This is a genomic window from Leifsonia xyli subsp. xyli str. CTCB07 (assembly GCF_000007665.1).
Classification (GTDB): Bacteria; Actinomycetota; Actinomycetes; order Actinomycetales; family Microbacteriaceae; genus Leifsonia; species Leifsonia xyli_C.
Map to the genome: position 1 here is coordinate 2,306,999 of NC_006087.1, position 16,917 is coordinate 2,323,915.

Annotated in this window: 20 protein-coding genes and 4 pseudogenes; 17 read left to right on the plus strand and 7 right to left on the minus strand. The window is 64.5% G+C overall.

The window, feature by feature from the left end; all coding sequences use genetic code 11:
* Positions 1–65 precede the first annotated feature (65 nt).
* The 5 genes from LXX_RS16910 to LXX_RS11015 all read left to right on the plus strand — a co-directional run bounded on the left by LXX_RS16910 (position 66) and on the right by LXX_RS11015 (position 3,343).
* Entirely contained in the window at positions 66–443 is a 378-nt protein-coding gene (locus tag LXX_RS16910) for a DUF1016 N-terminal domain-containing protein (RefSeq protein ID WP_370558453.1), read from the plus strand.
* The gene (locus LXX_RS11000; RefSeq protein WP_370558454.1) at positions 361–1,113 is read left to right on the plus strand and encodes a PDDEXK nuclease domain-containing protein; all 753 of its coding nucleotides are present in this window, start codon (positions 361–363) and stop codon (positions 1,111–1,113) included. The genes LXX_RS16910 and LXX_RS11000 overlap by 83 nt, the downstream gene beginning before the upstream one ends.
* 305 nt (positions 1,114–1,418) lie before the next feature.
* A complete protein-coding gene (locus LXX_RS11005; RefSeq protein WP_011186891.1) occupies positions 1,419–1,796 on the plus strand; it encodes a hypothetical protein in 378 nt (125 codons plus the stop codon).
* Between the two features lie 209 nt (positions 1,797–2,005).
* Positions 2,006–2,461 carry an RES domain-containing protein gene (locus tag LXX_RS12920; RefSeq protein WP_011186892.1) on the plus strand — a complete coding sequence of 152 codons (456 nt, stop codon included), beginning with the start codon at positions 2,006–2,008 and terminating at the stop codon, positions 2,459–2,461.
* A 594-nt stretch (positions 2,462–3,055) separates the two neighbouring features.
* The gene (locus LXX_RS11015; RefSeq protein WP_041767850.1) at positions 3,056–3,343 is read left to right on the plus strand and encodes a hypothetical protein; all 288 of its coding nucleotides are present in this window, start codon (positions 3,056–3,058) and stop codon (positions 3,341–3,343) included.
* 20 nt (positions 3,344–3,363) lie between these two features.
* Here the strand turns inward: LXX_RS11015 and LXX_RS13775 are convergent.
* The 3 genes and pseudogenes from LXX_RS13775 to LXX_RS11025 all read right to left on the minus strand — a co-directional run.
* Positions 3,364–3,591, minus strand: a pseudogene (locus LXX_RS13775) (ATP-binding protein); the annotation flags it as partial.
* Positions 3,592–3,624: 33 nt separating this feature from the next.
* Positions 3,625–3,930 (minus strand): annotated as a pseudogene (locus tag LXX_RS11020) (integrase core domain-containing protein); the annotation flags it as partial.
* Positions 3,931–3,940: 10 nt separating this feature from the next.
* Positions 3,941–5,050, minus strand: coding sequence for an IS110-like element ISLxx2 family transposase (locus LXX_RS11025; RefSeq protein WP_011185382.1), 1,110 nt, complete (start codon positions 5,048–5,050; stop codon positions 3,941–3,943).
* Positions 5,051–5,602: 552 nt separating this feature from the next.
* Here LXX_RS11025 and LXX_RS11030 point away from each other — a divergent pair.
* The 4 genes and pseudogenes from LXX_RS11030 to LXX_RS16915 all read left to right on the plus strand — a co-directional run bounded on the left by LXX_RS11030 (position 5,603) and on the right by LXX_RS16915 (position 7,931).
* Positions 5,603–5,824 carry a cold-shock protein gene (locus tag LXX_RS11030; RefSeq protein WP_011186894.1) on the plus strand — a complete coding sequence of 74 codons (222 nt, stop codon included), beginning with the start codon at positions 5,603–5,605 and terminating at the stop codon, positions 5,822–5,824.
* 147 nt (positions 5,825–5,971) lie between these two features.
* Positions 5,972–7,074: pseudogene (locus tag LXX_RS11035) on the plus strand (fatty acid desaturase).
* Between the two features lie 117 nt (positions 7,075–7,191).
* Positions 7,192–7,701 (plus strand): annotated as a pseudogene (locus LXX_RS11040) (IS256 family transposase); the annotation flags it as partial.
* A 155-nt stretch (positions 7,702–7,856) separates the two neighbouring features.
* Positions 7,857–7,931, plus strand: a complete 75-nt coding sequence (locus LXX_RS16915; protein WP_223227776.1) for a hypothetical protein — start codon at positions 7,857–7,859, stop codon at positions 7,929–7,931.
* A 19-nt stretch (positions 7,932–7,950) separates the two neighbouring features.
* On the opposite strand, the gene LXX_RS16920 is transcribed toward LXX_RS16915, so the two are convergent.
* On the minus strand, positions 7,951–8,118 hold the full coding sequence (locus LXX_RS16920; protein ID WP_155806824.1) for a hypothetical protein: 168 nt from the start codon (positions 8,116–8,118) through the stop codon (positions 7,951–7,953).
* Between the two features lie 413 nt (positions 8,119–8,531).
* Complete coding sequence (locus LXX_RS12925; protein ID WP_050737940.1) at positions 8,532–9,173, minus strand: phosphatase PAP2 family protein; 642 nt, start codon at positions 9,171–9,173, stop codon at positions 8,532–8,534.
* Positions 9,174–10,089: 916 nt separating this feature from the next.
* Between LXX_RS12925 and LXX_RS11050 the strand changes: the two genes are divergently transcribed.
* The 3 genes from LXX_RS11050 (at position 10,090) to LXX_RS11060 (ending at position 12,572) form a co-directional block, all read left to right on the plus strand.
* Positions 10,090–11,055, plus strand: a complete 966-nt coding sequence (locus LXX_RS11050; protein WP_011186898.1) for an IS481 family transposase — start codon at positions 10,090–10,092, stop codon at positions 11,053–11,055.
* A gap of 145 nt (positions 11,056–11,200) precedes the next feature.
* Positions 11,201–11,548: a hypothetical protein gene (locus LXX_RS11055; protein WP_011186899.1), complete on the plus strand. Its 348-nt coding sequence runs from the start codon at positions 11,201–11,203 to the stop codon at positions 11,546–11,548.
* Positions 11,549–11,651: 103 nt separating this feature from the next.
* The gene (locus tag LXX_RS11060) at positions 11,652–12,572 is read left to right on the plus strand and encodes a DMT family transporter (protein ID WP_011186900.1); all 921 of its coding nucleotides are present in this window, start codon (positions 11,652–11,654) and stop codon (positions 12,570–12,572) included.
* A 333-nt stretch (positions 12,573–12,905) separates the two neighbouring features.
* Here the strand turns inward: LXX_RS11060 and LXX_RS11070 are convergent, their stop codons facing one another.
* A complete protein-coding gene (locus LXX_RS11070; protein WP_011186901.1) occupies positions 12,906–13,346 on the minus strand; it encodes a universal stress protein in 441 nt (146 codons plus the stop codon).
* A 290-nt stretch (positions 13,347–13,636) separates the two neighbouring features.
* Positions 13,637–14,260 (minus strand): response regulator, encoded by a 624-nt coding sequence (locus LXX_RS11075; RefSeq protein ID WP_141692887.1) that lies wholly within the window; start codon positions 14,258–14,260, stop codon positions 13,637–13,639.
* Positions 14,261–14,443: 183 nt separating this feature from the next.
* Between LXX_RS11075 and LXX_RS12930 the strand changes: the two genes are divergently transcribed.
* The 5 genes from LXX_RS12930 (at position 14,444) to LXX_RS11085 (ending at position 16,866) form a co-directional block, all read left to right on the plus strand.
* A complete protein-coding gene (locus tag LXX_RS12930; RefSeq protein WP_068981872.1) occupies positions 14,444–14,752 on the plus strand; it encodes a hypothetical protein in 309 nt (102 codons plus the stop codon).
* 12 nt (positions 14,753–14,764) lie between these two features.
* Entirely contained in the window at positions 14,765–14,971 is a 207-nt protein-coding gene (locus LXX_RS12935; protein ID WP_223227648.1) for a GAF domain-containing protein, read from the plus strand.
* Between the two features lie 186 nt (positions 14,972–15,157).
* Positions 15,158–15,409, plus strand: coding sequence for a hypothetical protein (locus tag LXX_RS12940; protein ID WP_141692886.1), 252 nt, complete (start codon positions 15,158–15,160; stop codon positions 15,407–15,409).
* Positions 15,410–15,451: 42 nt separating this feature from the next.
* Complete coding sequence (locus LXX_RS16925; protein ID WP_223227607.1) at positions 15,452–15,907, plus strand: transposase; 456 nt, start codon at positions 15,452–15,454, stop codon at positions 15,905–15,907.
* A complete protein-coding gene (locus tag LXX_RS11085; protein ID WP_223227743.1) occupies positions 15,847–16,866 on the plus strand; it encodes an IS30 family transposase in 1,020 nt (339 codons plus the stop codon). Before LXX_RS16925 ends, LXX_RS11085 begins: the two co-directional genes overlap by 61 nt.
* The last annotated feature ends 51 nt before the right edge of the window (positions 16,867–16,917 follow it).

Here is a 16,917-nt window from a genome sequence, read left to right on the forward strand (position 1 = left end):
CAGTCCTCAATGTCGGCTGAGCTCGCCCTGCTGGGGCGCGACGGTCGGATCGATAAGCTCGGCGCATGAACGAGCTCGCGGTACCGGCCAACTACCCCGCAGTCCTGGCAGACTTGCGAAAGCGGGTCCGTCAAGCACGAGCACGAACCCAACGGCAAGTGAATGCTGAATTAGTCGGACTGTACTGGTCGATCGGTACCACGATCCTGACTCAGCAGAACACAGCAGGCTGGGGTGCTGGCGTGGTCGAGCAGCTCGCCATGGACCTGCGGGCCACCTTCCCGGACATGCGTGGACTCTCTCGCCGCAACCTGCTCTACATGCGGGCGTTCGCCGCTGCCTGGCCCGAGGCGAACATGCATGAGGTTGTGCAACAGCCTGTTGCACGAAATCCCCTGGGGCCACGTCACCATCCTTCTCGACAAGCTCGACACCCGAGATGATCGCGACTGGTACGCAGCGGAGGCAATCCGACTCGGGTGGTCCCGCGCGGTACTGCTCGACCGCATCGCCGCTAACACCCGGCACAGGATTGGCGCGGCGCCATCGAACTACGACACCCACCTCAAGCCGGAGGAGTCCACCCGCTCTCAGCAGCTGACTCGTGACCCGTACGTGTTCGACTTCCTGCAGCTCGGAGACCAAGCGCACGAACGCGATCGCGAGCAGGCGCTCATAAACCGAATCGAGCGCACACTTCTTGAGCTCGGCGAAGGGTTCGCCTTCATTGGCAGACAGAAACACTTAGAGATCGACGGCGACGACTTCTACGTCGACCTGTTGTTCTTCCACACCGTCCAGCTGCGCTACGTCGTGATCGAGCTGAAGATCGGGCGATTCGAGCCCGCTCACGCTGGCCAACTCGGCTTCTACGTCGCTCTCATCGACGACCGACTGCGGTTGCCTGCCCACGCCCCAACCGGCGGCATTCTGCTCTGCACCGACCGCAACGAGGCAGTTGTCCGCTACTCGCTCGGCGGCACCGATCAACCCGTCGCGGTCAGCACATACACCTACGATGCCCTCCCCACCGCCGAGCAGCAGGCACTCCCCTCCGCCGACACGCTGACAGCCGCTCTCGCCGAAACAGACATCAACCCCACAGAGCAGTAGTCCGGCCTACGACCACCGCGGCGGAAGCGAGCTCCTGGACCGCGCACACTTGACTGTGGCAGCTTGATCGAAGACTAGGACGGGGTGAGGGGCGTGAGGAACGTACTGGTGCTGCAGTGCTCATGGATGCCTCCCGTTTCAACTGTGTCAACCACTAAGCACCGCGGGCATCCCTCTCGCCTAAAAAAGATAAGGCACGTTATGGTATTGTCAAACTGACATAAGGGAGATTATCGGTCTTTTCGGGTGACTTATTTAGTGACGCATAGCTGTCTAGATGGGCGTCTTTTTGATACGCTGGTGCCATGACGGATCTGGCAATGCGCCCGCTGGGGCGGGCAGCGCACAAGGCATCGGTGGAGTCGGCGTCGCCGGCGATCGTCGCGCGCCTGCAGGAGGTGCTCGGCCGCGACGTTGTGGCGATCATCACTGGCAAGACGCCGCGGCAGGTGTCTCGGTGGATCTCCGGCGACGCCACGCCGCCGCTGGGCGAGCAGCGCCTGCTGCGCGACACCTTCCAGGTGGTCGAGCTTCTGGCTGAAGTCGATCCTGATGAGGTCGTGCGGGCGTGGTTCATCGGGATGAACCCGCAGTTGGAGGACGCTGCGCCGGCTGAGGTCATCGCCGAGGGGCGTGTCCGCGACGTCATGGCCGCCGCGCGCGCGTTCGTCAATGCTGGCTGAGCTCGCCCTCCTGACCGCACCGTCGCCGCTTTGGCGCGTGGAACGAATCGACCCGGCCCTCCGCTTCTCTCAGCTCAACCCGGTCGACGTCATGAACGAGGGCGCCGGGAACCGGTTCGACATCCCCGGCGCCGGCGTGCTCTACGGGGGCGACCACCCCGGAGGGTGGTTTCGCGGAGACGCTCGCCGGCTTCCGGCCGAAGGCGTCGATGATCGGCGCGTTCTCGCAGATCGAGACCGACCCCGGCCGAGTCGGGCCCGGCGAGGTTCCCGCCTCCTGGCTGACTACCCGCCGGCTGCGGGAGTTCGAGGTCACCGGGTCGCTGCCGTTCGTGGACCTCGAGACGACCGCCACCCACACTTACCTCACACGCGAGGCTGCGTCGGTGCTGCGCCATCAGGAGCTCGAGAACCTCGACGTCGCTGACGTCCGCGGCCCCAACCGGCTCCTGACGCGCGCGATCGCCAGCTGGCTCTATTCGCGCACCGACGAGCACGGCCAGCCGCTCTACGCCGGCATCCGCTACGTCTCCCGGCTCGGAGACTTCGAGTGCTGGGCCATCTTCGACGGCACGCCTATCGAACTCCGCGCCACCCACGACCTCCAGACCACGGACCGAGCTCTTCGTGCGGTTCTCGACCTGTTCGGCATGGCGATCCGCTGACGACTGGGCGGTTCCGTCCAGATCTCGACCGCAAGCTCTGAGCCGCCTGCGGCGTCTCTCGGGGGAACGTTCCCCCGAACCCCCTCGGGCCGCAGTGCGCAAGCGCACCCCGGATTGAGGAGCAGGAACAGGTCGCGGTGTCGAGGTGCGAGCGGTGATGGCCGGGTGTGCGAGGCAAGCTCACGTCGACGAGGTGGTACGGAGGTGGGCTGGGCTGGGTTGAGAACGTTGGGGAGAGGGCGGGGTTCTGTCTTCGGGTTGTCATCCGGTGAGCAGCTGGCGGACGTGCGCGGATCGCTTCCGGTCGCCGGGTGCGAGCATCCCGCGCTCATCGACGCTGACGAGTTGTCGGCGGGTGCGCCCGCTGCGGTCTGTCACGTCGACGGCGAGCTGTCGGCTCGTGAGGATGCCGTGGCTTTGTCAACCTGATTTGGCCCATTCGGGTCGTGGCCGTTGGTTATTGACGACAGCAGATAGTGTTGTCTACGTTGGGTCGTGGTGAGATGCCGAACTGCAACGGCGACTAGGGACAGCATCACGGTGGCTGGGCGTGCGAGGACTGCGCGCCCAGCCACCGCACTTTGGAAGGACATCATGCGCGAGATCATTTTGGCGGTGGACTGGGGTCAGACTTGGCCACTTTCGGACATTATGTGGGACGAGGCCGACCAGCCCGACTGGGCGAGCTTGCTGAGCACTGAGTTGATCGAGCGCTTGCGAGCGTGGGCTCGCTATTTTAACGAGCACGCGGATCTCGACTCCGCGAGCTTTGGTGGTGAGGCTGCCAGGAAATGGTTTGACCTGGAAGGCGTCGCGCTGCTCAACCTGCTTCAGGAAACCCTAGGGGATCGGTATCAGTTCCGTCTGGAGCTCTGGTTCTAAGCCGCCGGCAAGCGATCGTTTCATGCCCTGTTGGTTCGGGTGTGGGCGAGGCGGTAGGACTCGGTTCCGGTTTCGATGATGTGGCCGTTGAAGGTGAGCCGGTCAACGATCGCGGCGCAGAGCCTGGGGTCGGTGAATGTCTTGGTCCAGCCAGAGAACGACTCGTTGGAAGCGATCGCGACGGAGGCTTTCTCTTCGCGTTCGGTGAGGACTTGGAAGAGAAGTCCGGCGCCGCGTCGGTCGAGTTCGGGTCTGCTGCACGGTTAGGTGACAGGTTGTAGTCAGGCCGCGAGTGCGGCGGTGGTGTTCATGATGGTGTCGAATTCGATGGGGGTCAAACGGCCCAGGCGGGTTTGGCGTCGGCGTCGGTGGTAGGTGCGTTCGATCCAGGTGACGATCGCGATGCGAAGCTGGTCGCGAGTGGCCCAGGTTCGACGGTCGAGAACGTTCTTCTGCAGTAGTGCGAAGAAGCTTTCCATGGCGGCGTTGTCGCCAGCGGCGCCGACACGTCCCATCGAGCCGACCAGGCCATGGTGGGCCAGCGTCCGGAGGGCTTTCCGGCTTCGGAATTGGCTGCCGCGGATGCTCTCCTAAGAGTCAAGCGGCGATTTTCCTCGGTTTGGTATTCGGGGCGATGTGTTTGATGCCGGGGTTGAGGAGGAAGTAGACCTCGCGGGCGAGGTATCGCTTGAGGCAACGGATGATCTCCATCTTCGAGTGGCCTTCCGCGGTCTTCTTCGCTGCGTAGGCCTTCGTTCTCGGGTCGATCCGGAGCCTGCTGATCACGGCGAGGTGGAGGGCACGGTTGGCTTGCCGGTCGCCACCACGGTTGAGTCGGTGTCGCTGGGTCATTCCGGAGGACGCGGGTAGCGGGGAGACGCCGCAGAGCATCGCGAACGCGGCTTCGGACTTCATGCTCTCGGGGTTGTCGCCTGCGGTGACGAGCATCTGCCCGGCGACTTCGATGCCGATTCCGACGCGTTCGAGTAGCTGGGGGGCGAGGGACTCGACGATGGGGTTGATCAGGTCGTCAAGGTCGACGATCTCGTCGGTGAGCTCGATATAGCGGCGGCCGAACGACTTCAACGCGACCCGGTAGGCGACAACGGGATCGGTCGCGTTCGAGGTGTCAGGACGCCAGGCAGCGAGATGGCGGATCAGCTGCATACGGGTGAGGTTGCGTACCTGGTCACGAACCTCGTCGGGTGCGGCGACGATCGACATCCGCAGCAGCTGCAATGTGTTGCGGCGTTCACGGACCGCCTGGGCTCGCGCAACCCGCAGGATTCTCAGGGCCTCGACCGCGCCGTCCTTGGACTTCGGGATCGTTGTACGGCGCTCGTGCAGTGCGGCGCGGGCGGCATTGATCGCGTCCAGGTCATCGTCTTTCCCTTTCCGGCGTCGGTCTGACCGATCCGGCCGGTCGACCTCGAGGATCGTCACCTCGTTCTTCGCGAGATGCCGGGCGAGGCCAGCGCCGTAGGAGCCCGTCCCTTCGATTCCGATCCGCACCAACGCGCCTTGACTGCGCACCCATGCCAGCAGGGCCCGATAACCCGCGCGAGTCGTGGAGAAGCTGTGGGTTCCGAGGATTGTCCCGGTCTCGTCGACGACCGCGGCGACGTGGATCTCCTTATGGGTGTCGACGCCGGCGAACACCGACGTTCGTGATTGAGGTTGCTTGCCGGTGTCGGGGATGATGGTCATGTCGTGCTCCGATCTGTTCGCATGGGCGGGGAACGGCACCGCGCACCACCAGACCGGCGGACAAGACAGTGATGAGCACCTGTTGGCGCAGGCTCTCCTTAAGTCACTCCGGCGGTGAGGCGTGACGCCTCACCGGATGTTCTCAGGGGACCGACAGATCCGTGGAAAGACAGCAGATGTCGATCGGCGTGAGAGTCAGGAACCCCTGAGAACACGCGGCACCAGCATCCTTGCGCGTCCATCGCTGTGAGGGTCAGGACCCCCGAGAACACCAGCACGAACAGTCTCACTATCGCTGTGGACCACGCAGCCGACGACGTTCCCGCGCATCGCGACAGCGTTGTTGAGTGCCGCGACGACCAGGCGGGACTTCATTCGGGAATCGATGGAGTACTTGACAGCCGCTCGCGCGTCGCCGGAATCGCGCCCACTCTGGCCGCGGCGGAAGCCCTCCTCCAGCGCACACCACCTCACCGTGTTCCTCGCGATGCCCACAACCGTCTGCGCCAACTCGCGCGGGGCGACCGGAGTCGACCTCTCGGCTCCCGAAGAATGAAGGAAGAAAAGACGCCCACTAGCACCGTCAAATGGTTCAACTCGAAGAAGGGGTTCGGCTTCATCGCCCCGGATGACGGCAGCACCGACGTCTTCGTCCACTACAGCGAGATCGCCGCCACCGGCGGTTACCGCAATCTCGACGAGAACCAGAAGGTCGAATACGACCTCGCGCAGGGACCCAAGGGTCCCCAGGCAGCGAACATCCGACCGGCCTGATGAATCCGGTGCCCGGTCGAAAGGCCGGGCACCGTTCCGTTAAACCGCACCGACGAACACCCAGCAACCGCGCCTACACTTGCCGCATCTCGGGCGATCCGCCCACATCCTCGGCTGGGAAATCGTCACGACACAGCGGAGGAACGCATGATCGCATCCACGCTCGGGCCCATTTTGCGGACCCGTCCTCGCACGGAGACCCGCACGCCGATCACCAGCACCTACAACGAACTGCTCGGACGCGTCCGCGGCGAGGGCCTTCTCGAACGGCGCCGCGGCTTCTACATCGCCATTTTCGCCGTCCTCTCGGCCGCCTTGCTCGGTGCCATCGCCGGGTTCGTGCTGCTGGGCGACTCCTGGTTCCAGCTCCTCATCGGCGCGGCCCTCAACCTGATCTTCACCCAGTTCGCCTTCCTTTTCTCCAAGGCCACGAGGCCTCCCACAGGCAGGTGTTCGCCTCCGGCCCCACCAACGCCCGCGCCGGCCGGCTCATCGCGACCTGGCTCGTCGGCATGAGCTACCAGTGGTGGATGATCAAGCACGCCCGGCACCACGCCAACCAGAACGCCAAGGGCAAAGACCCCGACATCGCCTTCGACACCATCTCCTTCACCGAAGAAGATGCAGCCCGCCAACGCGGCCTGCTCGCCGCGATCACTCGCCGGCAGGGCTACCTGTTCTTCCCGCTGCTCCTGCTGGAGGGCGTCAACCTCCACGTCACCTCCATCCGGTCGCTCCTATCCCGGGGACCTGTCGAACGCCGCACGGCCGAGCTCGTCGCCATCGGGCTGCGGCTCTCGACCTACATCACGATCGTGTTCCTGATGCTGCCGCTGGGAATGGCGTTCGCGTTCCTCGGCGTGCAGTTCGCCGTGTTCGGCGTCTACATGGGGGCCTCGTTCGCCCCCAACCACAAGGGCATGCCGTTACTGCCGACCGGATCCCGAGTCGATTTCCTGAACAAAAAGGTGCTGACTTCCCGCAACATCCGCGGCGGCTGGACGATGAGGATGCTCATGGGCGGCCTCAACCACCAGATCGAACATCATCTCTTCCCCAGCATGCCCCGACCCCACTTGCGCCGCGCCCGAGAACTCGTCCGCGACCACTGCGCCACCCATGGCATCCCCTACACCGAGACCAGCCTCGTGAACTCCTACCGGATCATCATCCGTTACCTCAACCGGGTCGGCCTCGCCGCCCGCGACCCCTTCGACTGCCCCGCAGCCCACCGGTTCAGACGCGCGTGAACATCCACACTGAGTCACCCATCCACGCTGACGAGCCCCCTCACAAGGGTCTGCTGCATGGTTTGGTGTGAATGGTCTGACATGCCGGCCTTGTAGGGGGTGGTGGGAAGGGTCGTGATGACCGAGACGATGGATGCCGTGGATGCGGCAATTGAGGATGATGACCGGCCGACGGTTGCGGAGTTTGAGCTGGCGTGGGACTTGGTGCGCCCGGCGCGGGAGCAGGGCGCGTCGATGTCGGCGCCCGGGTTGATGCGCGCGCTGACAAAGAGCGTGCTGGAGACCGTGCTGGATGAGGAGTTCGCCGAGCACCTCGGATACGGCAAGCATGACGTGGCCGGGTATCACACCGGCAACTCCCGTAACGGCACGAGGTCAAAGACCGTGATCACAGACGCGGTCGGCCCGGTTGTGATCGAGGTCCCGAGGGGCCGGGAGGGTTCCTTTGAACCCAAGATTGTCCGTAAGCATCAACGCCGGCTGGGGCAGGTGGACGAGATTATCCTGTCGTTGACTGCCCGCGGGCTGACCACGGGAGAGATTTCCGCCCTCTTCGCCGAGATCTATGGCGCCTCCGTATCGAAGGACACGATCAGCCGGATCACGGACAAGGTGTCCGAGGAGATGATTCCCGATTCAGCGATCAGGTCAGCACGACACCTGCGGCTTTCGCGGAAACGACTCCTTCTACGATCTCGGTCGGCAAGAGTCCGGTCGCGGTCGCGGTTGGGCCACATTCAAAGAATGTGTACGCTGCCAACCAGGATGGCAATACGGTATCGGTGATTGATGCCGCCTCGCATCAAGTCACCTCCACAGTCCAGGTCGGCCAGAAGGCGACGGGAGTCGCAGTTTGATTAGCCCTGGGTTTTGTTCCTATCGGGCGGCTTGGGAGGCGGGTGTTCCCAAGGGTGTGTCGAGGCCAGCGTAGTAGTCGGTTTCGACCTCGGTGGGAGTGCGCATGTCGAGCTCTCCGTGGAGGCGCTGGTTGTTCCACCACCTCACGATCTGTTTGACCTGCGGCAGCGGTGTCTTCGTCAGCATCGATCGTGGACGGCTGGAGACCGATCCGTCATCCTGGCAGGGCCTTCCGAACGCAACCGGGTCGCCCCTTTCGGGCGGTAACGGGCGAGATCATGAACATCTTCGACGCGACCGGCGCCGGCCAGCCTTCCTCGATTGCACGGGGTCAGGCAGCGTTAGCGTGGGAAACGAGGGCCTCCCGGTTCGTGAAGCGGTTGAACTCAACAGCTCCACTTCACAACCAGAGGACCACCCCTCTCAGCTCCCGTCACAACCATGTCACCGAAACAACCTCTCTGGACACCACAGCTAGCAAAAGCGGTCATCGGCCGCGACGAGTCTGCACCGTGCGCTGTACGTCGCGGGGTCGCTACCTGGCTACCCGCCGAGTTGGGTTTTCTGCCCGTCTGTGCGGCCTCGTGTGCGTGCAAGCGCTACGCGGATCGTGTCGAGGGAACCCTGTGAGACATCCGCAGACGAGCCGTGACGGATGCCACGGCGAGAGTGGTGACAGGAACCAGCACCATAGATGCAAGCACGTCCGTCCCATAATGCACACCGAGATAGAGCCGAGACCAGCCTGTGACGACGACGAGGCCCAGCGCGACGAAGAAGAGTGCGCCGCGCAAGCGTCGTCTGTCGAGCACGACGAGAAGAGCGAGCGCCCACGCGGCGGCGAAAGCGGTATGACCACTGGGATAGCTGAACATGGGAGCGCCGTTTGCCCCGGAAGGCGGATAGGTCAGCATCGAAGGGTCAGGTCCTAAACGACATACCAAGAGCTTCATCAGTCCCATCGCCGCGCTCGGTATCCCGATCAAGAGCGCGACTTGCAACGCCACGAACCAGGAACGCTTGGCGGCCCCGATCAGCCCCACGGTCGCGAGACCGATGAGCACCGCGCCGGTCGGTCCGAAGACGACCTCGATCGTGCCTGCGATCATGTCGCTGACAGCCGTATGGGCGTTGTTCGCCGCGATGACGAAACGCATCTCATCGGCCGTCCAGGACGCTGACGGTGAAATGACGAGCCCGATCAGGAGCAACCCGAAGAAGGTCGCGACGAACAACGTCACCGACAAGGACGTCAAGAGTATCGACCGTCTCTCACCGAATTGTCTTGGCTCGGTGGAACGAGACAGATCGTCCCGGACGTCTTTAGCCATGTTGTGAATTTTTATCGTCCTCCCAAATTCCTGATCAACGCTCCCGTTCGCCGCTGTCCTTGGGGCTGCGAAAGCGGCGGCGAGTGCTCTCCGACCGCGGCGGCGTTAAAAACGCTAAAAAAATAAATCTAATAAAAGATAGCCGAGTTGGCGACCTGTTAGCTGTGCTGGCTCTTCCTACCCCAGGGGTTTTTCTCGTCGCTGGATGGATGCTTTGGCGGAAGACCCAGCACAGTTATACCATGGCACCCGAGTGATCACGCAAGGCGCGATGCTGACAGTTTTGGGCCGGAGCCGGAGCGCGGAGCCTGGTAATGATTTGCTATGTCATATATTTGTTGGCCTGGTGTTTGGAGCGTGTTAACAGCTCAGCTGTAGGTGAGGCCAGGACTCTATTTCCTTGAGATTTGGATGCCGCAGTGTGGGCAGCAAGCTGCGCAGCGGACCTCGTTTCTACGCATGGATGTTGCCGGTGCGTGCAGGATTGCATGATGATACTGACGCTTTCAAACACCGCAAATGGTCACCGACGACGTGCGCGCCGGACGGGCCGTGGTCGTTACTTCTACGAGCCCAATTCGCAACATCAAGGCTGACCGCTACGTGATCCTGGGCCACTGCACTCGACGCATGTTCATTGAAGTCTTCCAAGTACCAGTGCCGACTACCGACGGCGGGAAGAGTGATCGCATCGGGCTCCCGTGGCCAGGAGTAGCGCTAGGTGTACTCGGCCATGAGGTTGGTTCCGTTGCGTGGCTTGTGAACGAAGAGGACCCCCGGGCTTAGTGGAGATATCTGACGTCTTCACGAAGCACACGGAGGTCCCATGCCCCACGCTAACGCTCGTCTGACCGTTCACGGCAGGCGGTTGATCGTCGAGCGCGCCCGTGCCGGCTGGAAACAGGCACATATCGCGGCGGCGATGGGAGTCTCCCGTCGCTGCGTGAAACGCTGGATCGACCGCTACCGCACCGAGGGCGAGGCTGGGCTGCTCGACCGGTCCTCGCGACCCCACAGCAGCCCGACACGCGCGGGGGCCGACGTCGAGGAGGCAGCGCTCGAGCTGCGCCAGAGGGAGCGCATCGGACGGGACGAGATCGCCGCGCGGCTCGGGCTCTCGCCCCGGACCGTCTCGCGCATCCTCGCCCGTCACGGGATCCCGCCGCTGCGGACGCTGGACCCGATCACCGGGGAGGTGATCCGCGCGTCGAAGACCACTGCGGTCCGTTACGAGTGGGACCGGCCCGGCGAGCTGGTCCACATGGATGTGAAGAAGCTCGGCAAGATACCCGACGGCGGTGGTTGGAAGGCACACGGCCGCGCGAGCGGATCGATCCTGCGAGACCGGAACACGAAGGTCGGATTTGACTACGTCCACTCGCTCGTCGACGATCACTCCCGGCTCGCATACTCGGAGGTCCTGCCCGACGAGAAGGGCCCCACCTGCGCGGCGTTCCTGGAACGCACGATCGCCTACCTCGCCGCCCACGGCATCACTCGCATCGAACGGCTGATCACCGACAACGCCTGGTCCTATCGCTGGTCGCTGCGCGAGGTCTGCGCCGCGCACGGCATCCGGCAGAAGTTCATCAAGCCGCACTTCCCCTGGCAGAACGGCAAGGCCGAGCGCTTCAACCGCACCCTACAGACCGAATGGGCCTACCGGCAGGCCTTCCTCACCAACGCCGACCGCACAGCAACGCTTGCACCCTGGCTCGAGCACTACAACACTGGGCGACGCCACTCAGCCCTCGGAGGCCACCCACCCGTCAGCCGCCTGGCACCAACGTGATGGCCGGGTAACCGGGTAAACCTAGAGGCAGGGGGTGCCGCAGTCAGTTCTGGCACCCGCTCCACGTCCTCGTTGTCGGTCTGTGGTCTCGTAGAGAATCAAGTGGGTTCTCGGGCCGCACCCGTCAAGGAGGTGACCCGCCCACATGAGCGAGTCCAACGTCAACACCATGCGCGCCCAGGCCCCGTCCGTCAACGGGCTCGGTTACGGCCCGATCAAACCCCTCGCGGTCAGACTCAACGAGTCCACCCGCACGCAGCTGGACATCATCGCCCAGCTGCGTGATCGCAACGTCACCGACGAAGTCCGCCTCGCCATCGAAGCCTGGATCGACAAGGCCAAGTCGAACCCGACGATCCCGCGCCGCGCACAGGATCTACGCAACGAGATCGAGCGGGAGGCTGCAGGCAAGCGGGACGCGATCGCGGCGATCTTCGACGCTGCTCCGCCGTCAAAGACCCCGCGAACGCCGCCGAAGCCCCAGGGGAGCTGACAGGTCCACCTCAACGGGCGGCCGGCTCGAGCGACGTCCACCAGGACGCTGCTCGCAGGCCGCCCCGCCTCACTCTCTAGGAGGGAGACCGCCCCTCGTTTGCGTGCTACAGCTTGGAAGACAGTCCTGTTCTCGGTCGCTACCAGCGTCGCGCGCCGGCCTGTGGTGGGGGCTTCTCGGCGTCACCGCCTTCTCGTTCACGGTGCCCTTCACACGCGTCGCGGTCGAGAACGGGAGCATGTCGGCTCTGTTCGTCGGCTCCGGTCGTGCGGTGATCGCGGCAGTGCTCGCCGCGCTCGCGCTGGGGCTGACGCGGCAGAAACTCCCGCGCGGCAAGCAGTGGATTCAATCGGCGGTGGTCGCGGGTGGGGCAGTCGTCGGGTTCCCCCTCCTCACCTCTTTCGCGCTCACCACCGCACCCGCAAGCCACGGGGCCGTGGTGATTGCACTGCTGCCGGCGGCAACGGCGGTGATCGCGGTGCTGCGCACCGGCGAACGCCCGGCCCACTCGTTCTGGATCGCGGCCACGCTCGGCGCGGTCGCAGCCATGACCTTCGCCGTCATCCAGGGTGGTGGCTTCGCCGGCCTGCACGTCTCAGACCTGCTGCTGTTCGCCGCGGTCATCGTCTGCGCAATCGGGTACGCAGAAGGCGGGCTAATCTCCCGCGCGCTCGGATCCTGGCAGACTATCTCCTGGGCGCTCGGGGTCGCCTCGCCGCTGATGATTGTGTTGACCGGCATCGCCGTCGTGCAGCACCCACCGACCGGCGCACTCGTGCAGTGGGGCGCGTTCGCCTACCTCGCCGCGGTGAGCATGTTCCTCGGATTCTTCGCTTGGTATCGCGGCCTCGCGATCGGCCTGATGGCACACGTAAGCCAGGTGCAACTCACCCAGCCGGTGATGAGCATCCTCTGGACGGGCCTGCTGCTGGGTGAGTACATCGGCTGGCAAACCATCATCGGCGGCATCGCGGTCATCGGCTGCGCACTTCTGGCCGTGCGCGCCCGCAACCGCGGAAAGTAGGGGTTGCGGCGGCGCGAGAGCTATCGGTTTCCCGCCGGATCACAGCGCCATGACGGGCTCGGAAGAACCCGCCCGTCGAGAAGGTTCGAAACCTCGTCTCCAAACCGCAGATGGGTCGAACTCGACGAGGACCTTTCTGTGCCGCAGGTCAAGGCTCATACCGCCCGAACGTGTAAGTATCGCCACGCAGGCGCAGTTGAACGCCCTCCTTGATGAGGCGCTGTCGCACGTCGTCGCAGCTAGCGTCGAGGCGCGTCGCGACGGCAGGCATGCCGGGCACCCGGGCGACGACGGATGACTCCGCGAATGCGTGCCCACCGTTCGGCGCCGTGCTCAAGGCGCCTCATCGCCCTCGTGCATGATCATAACCGGGCACGCCGAATGCGCGGCGCACACCGCACTGACCGACCCCAAGAGCAATCCGACGAACCCACCGTGTCCGCGGCTACCGAGCACGAAGAGATCGCTGGTTCGGCTCAGCTTCACGAGCGTCGCCGCGACGGCTCCCGGGATGACCTCGGATCTGAAACGGGCAGGAGGATCATCGCCGAACACGGCGGCGATCGCCTCACGCCGTGCGGTCTCGGCATCCGTCTCGGGGGTGTCAATGGCGACGGTGACGTATTCACCCCACGGCGCATAGGACCACAGGGGGACAGCGTGGACGGGGATGTCCAAAACTGTAGAGAGCCGGCCCGCCCAGCGCAAGGCTGCGATGGAGGCGGGGGAGCCATCCATGCCCACCAGGATGCGGGTCTCGAGACGTTCGTTCATGGTCGCTCCTTGGCGTGCGAAAGGTGCAGAGGCGCCGCGGCAACACCGGGGTTGCCGCGGCGCTCTCGACGGTAGGGAAGGGGCGGCGAGCGGGCCGGGACCTTGGTCCTCCGGGGCGGAGCGGGTGCTTTCTGCCGCGAGAACAGGAGGACCGGGATGCCGAAGATCGTCATGTTTCAGATCGAGTCGGTCGACTGTTTGGCGGCGGTCGACTGGGCACAGCGTCGGGCGATACGCGCACCGCGCTCGATTCGACCAGGAAGGGTCGATGGTCCCGAGTCGCGCCGATTCTACTCGCCGTGGTCTCGCCGGAAGAGGGCGGCCTGTGTCCGGGACGACAATCCCAGCTTGAGCAGAAGCGAGGAGACGTAGTTCTTGATGGTCTTCTCCGCGAGCCCCAGACGTTCCCCGATCTGGCGGTTGGTCAGACCGTCTGCGATGCAGGCCAGCACTTGTCGTTCCCGAAGGCCCAGAGACGTCCATCGCGGGTCGTCCGCCGGATCGCCCAGCCGGGCGCTCGTCCGGCGCGCCGCCTCCGGGCTCAAGAGCACCTTTCCTTGGCCCACTGCGATGATGCTCTCCAGCAGACCGCTTCCCGTCGTCGACTTGAGCAGGTACCCGGCGGCGCCAGCGAGGACCGCAGCGAGCACGGCGTCGTCGTCGTCGAACGCCGTCAGAATCAGACACGCGGTGCCCAACTCGGAACGCACCTGTCGGCAGAGGTCGATCCCGCTCCCGTCGGGCAGACGCAGATCCAGCACGGCGACGTCGGGACGACAGGCACGGATGCGTTCGATCGCGCTGCGCACCGTGCCCGCCTCGCCAACGACTTCCATGTCGTGTCGCGTGGCGATCAGGTCAGCGAGCCCACGCCGAACGATTTCGTGGTCGTCCACCAAGAACACGGCAATCATCGTCGCCAGCACCCCTCCCTGTGCGGACACCATTGTGGCCCCGCTGCGCGCGGGCCACAATGGTCGAGTGCCCCGATCTCACGTCCGACGGGCGCGGACGATTCGGGACCAAGGTCCCACTACGTCGTCGTGTCCCGACTCGCGTTTCGTCGGGGTACGATCACCGCCGACGACAGGAGCACCGTGACGAACTCTTCCGATCCGCAGAGAGCCGACACGACGGCCCTCGCGCGCATGATCTCGGCGATGCGTCAGGATGCCACGGGAGCGCGCACGGTGGAAGAGAAACTGAAGGACCTCCTCGTGGCATCGCAGGTGCTCACCGCTTCGCTGGACCTCGCAGACGTCCTGCATCAGGTGGTCGAGACGGCGGTCCGGCTGGTCGGTGCTCGGTACGGAGCGCTTGGCGTCATCGGACCCGACGGTGCCCTGCGCGACTTCCTGCACGTCGGAATGAGCGAGGTGCAGGTCCGCGCCATCGGCCACCCTTGAGGACGCGGACTCTTGGGGGCGGTCATGCACACCGCCGCGACGATTCGCCTCCCCGATCTCTCGAAGGACGACCGTTCGACGGGCTTTCCGGCGGGCCACCCCCACATGGGGGCATTCCTCAGAGTACCGGTGCGCACACGCAACGACGTGTACGGAAACCTCTACCTGACCGAGCCCGGGCCCGGTGTTTTCACCGCGGAGGACGAGGCGATCATCTGAAGCACTGGCCGCTATCGCGGGCACGGCGATCGAGAATGCCCGATTGTACGAGCGAGCGCATCGGCAGACACAGCTCAGCACCGCGCTCTCCGAGGTCACGGCGATGCTGCTTGACCCGACGCAGACCGATCCGCTGGCGGTCGGCGCCGACAACTGTGCGGGGGTGGTGGGGGAGTCGTCGCCTCGGTGGTCGTCCCCGAACAAGGATTGCCGTCGCTCTGCGTCCGAGCGGCATCCGGTGCGCACTCCGCCGACCTCCTGGGGCGGCGACTGCCGGGAGGCGACTCTCTTGCCGCACGCGCGATCTCTTCAGGTGACGTCGTCGTGGACCAGGGAACAGAGATCACGCTGTACGGCCCCGACCTCGTCGTCGGTGCGACCGCCGCCGTGGCACTGCCGGCGGAAGGAGGGCGCACCGGGGAACTACTTGGGTTCTAGCGGTTGTTGCAACATCTGGAGTTTCTAGGAGTTGCAAGGACCGTGTCCCGTTTAAGGCGCAGTGCGGGGAAGAGGAAGTACACCCAGGCGGAGCGTGAAGCCTTCTTCGTCATTTTCAAGGAGTCCAGGAGTACGACGATCGCGGCGAGGGAGCTAGGGTTCAACCCCGCGACGTGCGCGCAATGGGTTCGCAAGGCGGGCCTGGCTAGTCACGGCTACACCGGCGGCGGCATGAGCGCGCACCCATGCAAGGACGAGTACCTGGAGCTGCGGAGCAGCGGGCTCTCGCGCCGCGAAGCGGTGGGACGAGTCGGAATCAGCCCGAACACGGGATACCTCTGGGACAGTCGAACGGGCGACGCATTTATCCAGATGGTCGCGTGGTCGATTACAAAGACAGGGTGCCTGTCGTTGTTGATCCTGTTCAGCGGGCGTCGATGCGTTCGCTCGAAGCCGCACTCCACCCACGATTCCTCTCCCTGCAGGAGCGTGAGCTGATCCGGGACCTGACCAGGGCCGGCCTTTCGTTGTGTCGGGTCGCGGCCAAGCTTGGTCGCTCGGTGTCGACGATCAGTCGAGAGATTCGCCGGAATCAGCTTCCTGGAGAGGGCGGCTACCATCCATACGTGGCGCATCGGAAAGCGGCCAGCCGCCGACCGCGACCGAAAGCCACGAGGCTGGTCCGCAATCCGCAGCTGCGCAGTTACGTTCAACGGAAGCTGACGCTACGTTGGTCGCCGGAGCAGATCAGCCGGTCGCTGATCCGCGAGTTCCCCGGCGATGCGGAGATGCGCGTGGCGCACGAGACGATCTATCAAGCCTTCTACGTGCAGGGCCGTGGACAACTCCGCCGCGAGCTCACGATGGTGCTGCGGACCGGCCGGGCCAAGCGGAAACCGCATCGTTCTGGCGCCGCTCGCAGACATCGTTTCGCGGATCCGATGGTAATGATCTCCGACCGTCCCGCCGAAATCGAGGACCGCGCCGTTCCCGGACATTGGGAAGGCGACCTCATCATCGGCGGACACCGCAACAGCGCCATCGGCACCCTCGTGGAACGCTCCACCCGGTTCGTGATGCTGATCCATCTCCCCATCGATCGCACCGCAGAATCCGTCCGGGACGGACTGATCAGCGCCGTCAAGACACTCCCACGCGAACTCCGTCGCTCGATCACCTGGGACCAGGGCTCGGAAATGGCAGCTCACAAGTCGTTCACGATAGCCACCGACATCCCGGTCTACTTCTGCGACCCCGCGAGTCCCTGGCAACGCGGCAGCAACGAGAACACCAACGGACTCCTTCGCCAATACTTCCCCAAGGGAAAGGGAACAGACCTCGCCCGATTCACCGCAACCGACCTGACGAACGTCGCCCACGAGCTCAACACCCGCCCACGCAAAACGCTCGGCTGGGAAACCCCAGCCGAACGCCTCGCTAAACTACTCGCCAGCTAATCGTCGTGTTGCAACAACCACTGGAATCCGCCACTATGTGTGTCGCGCCCC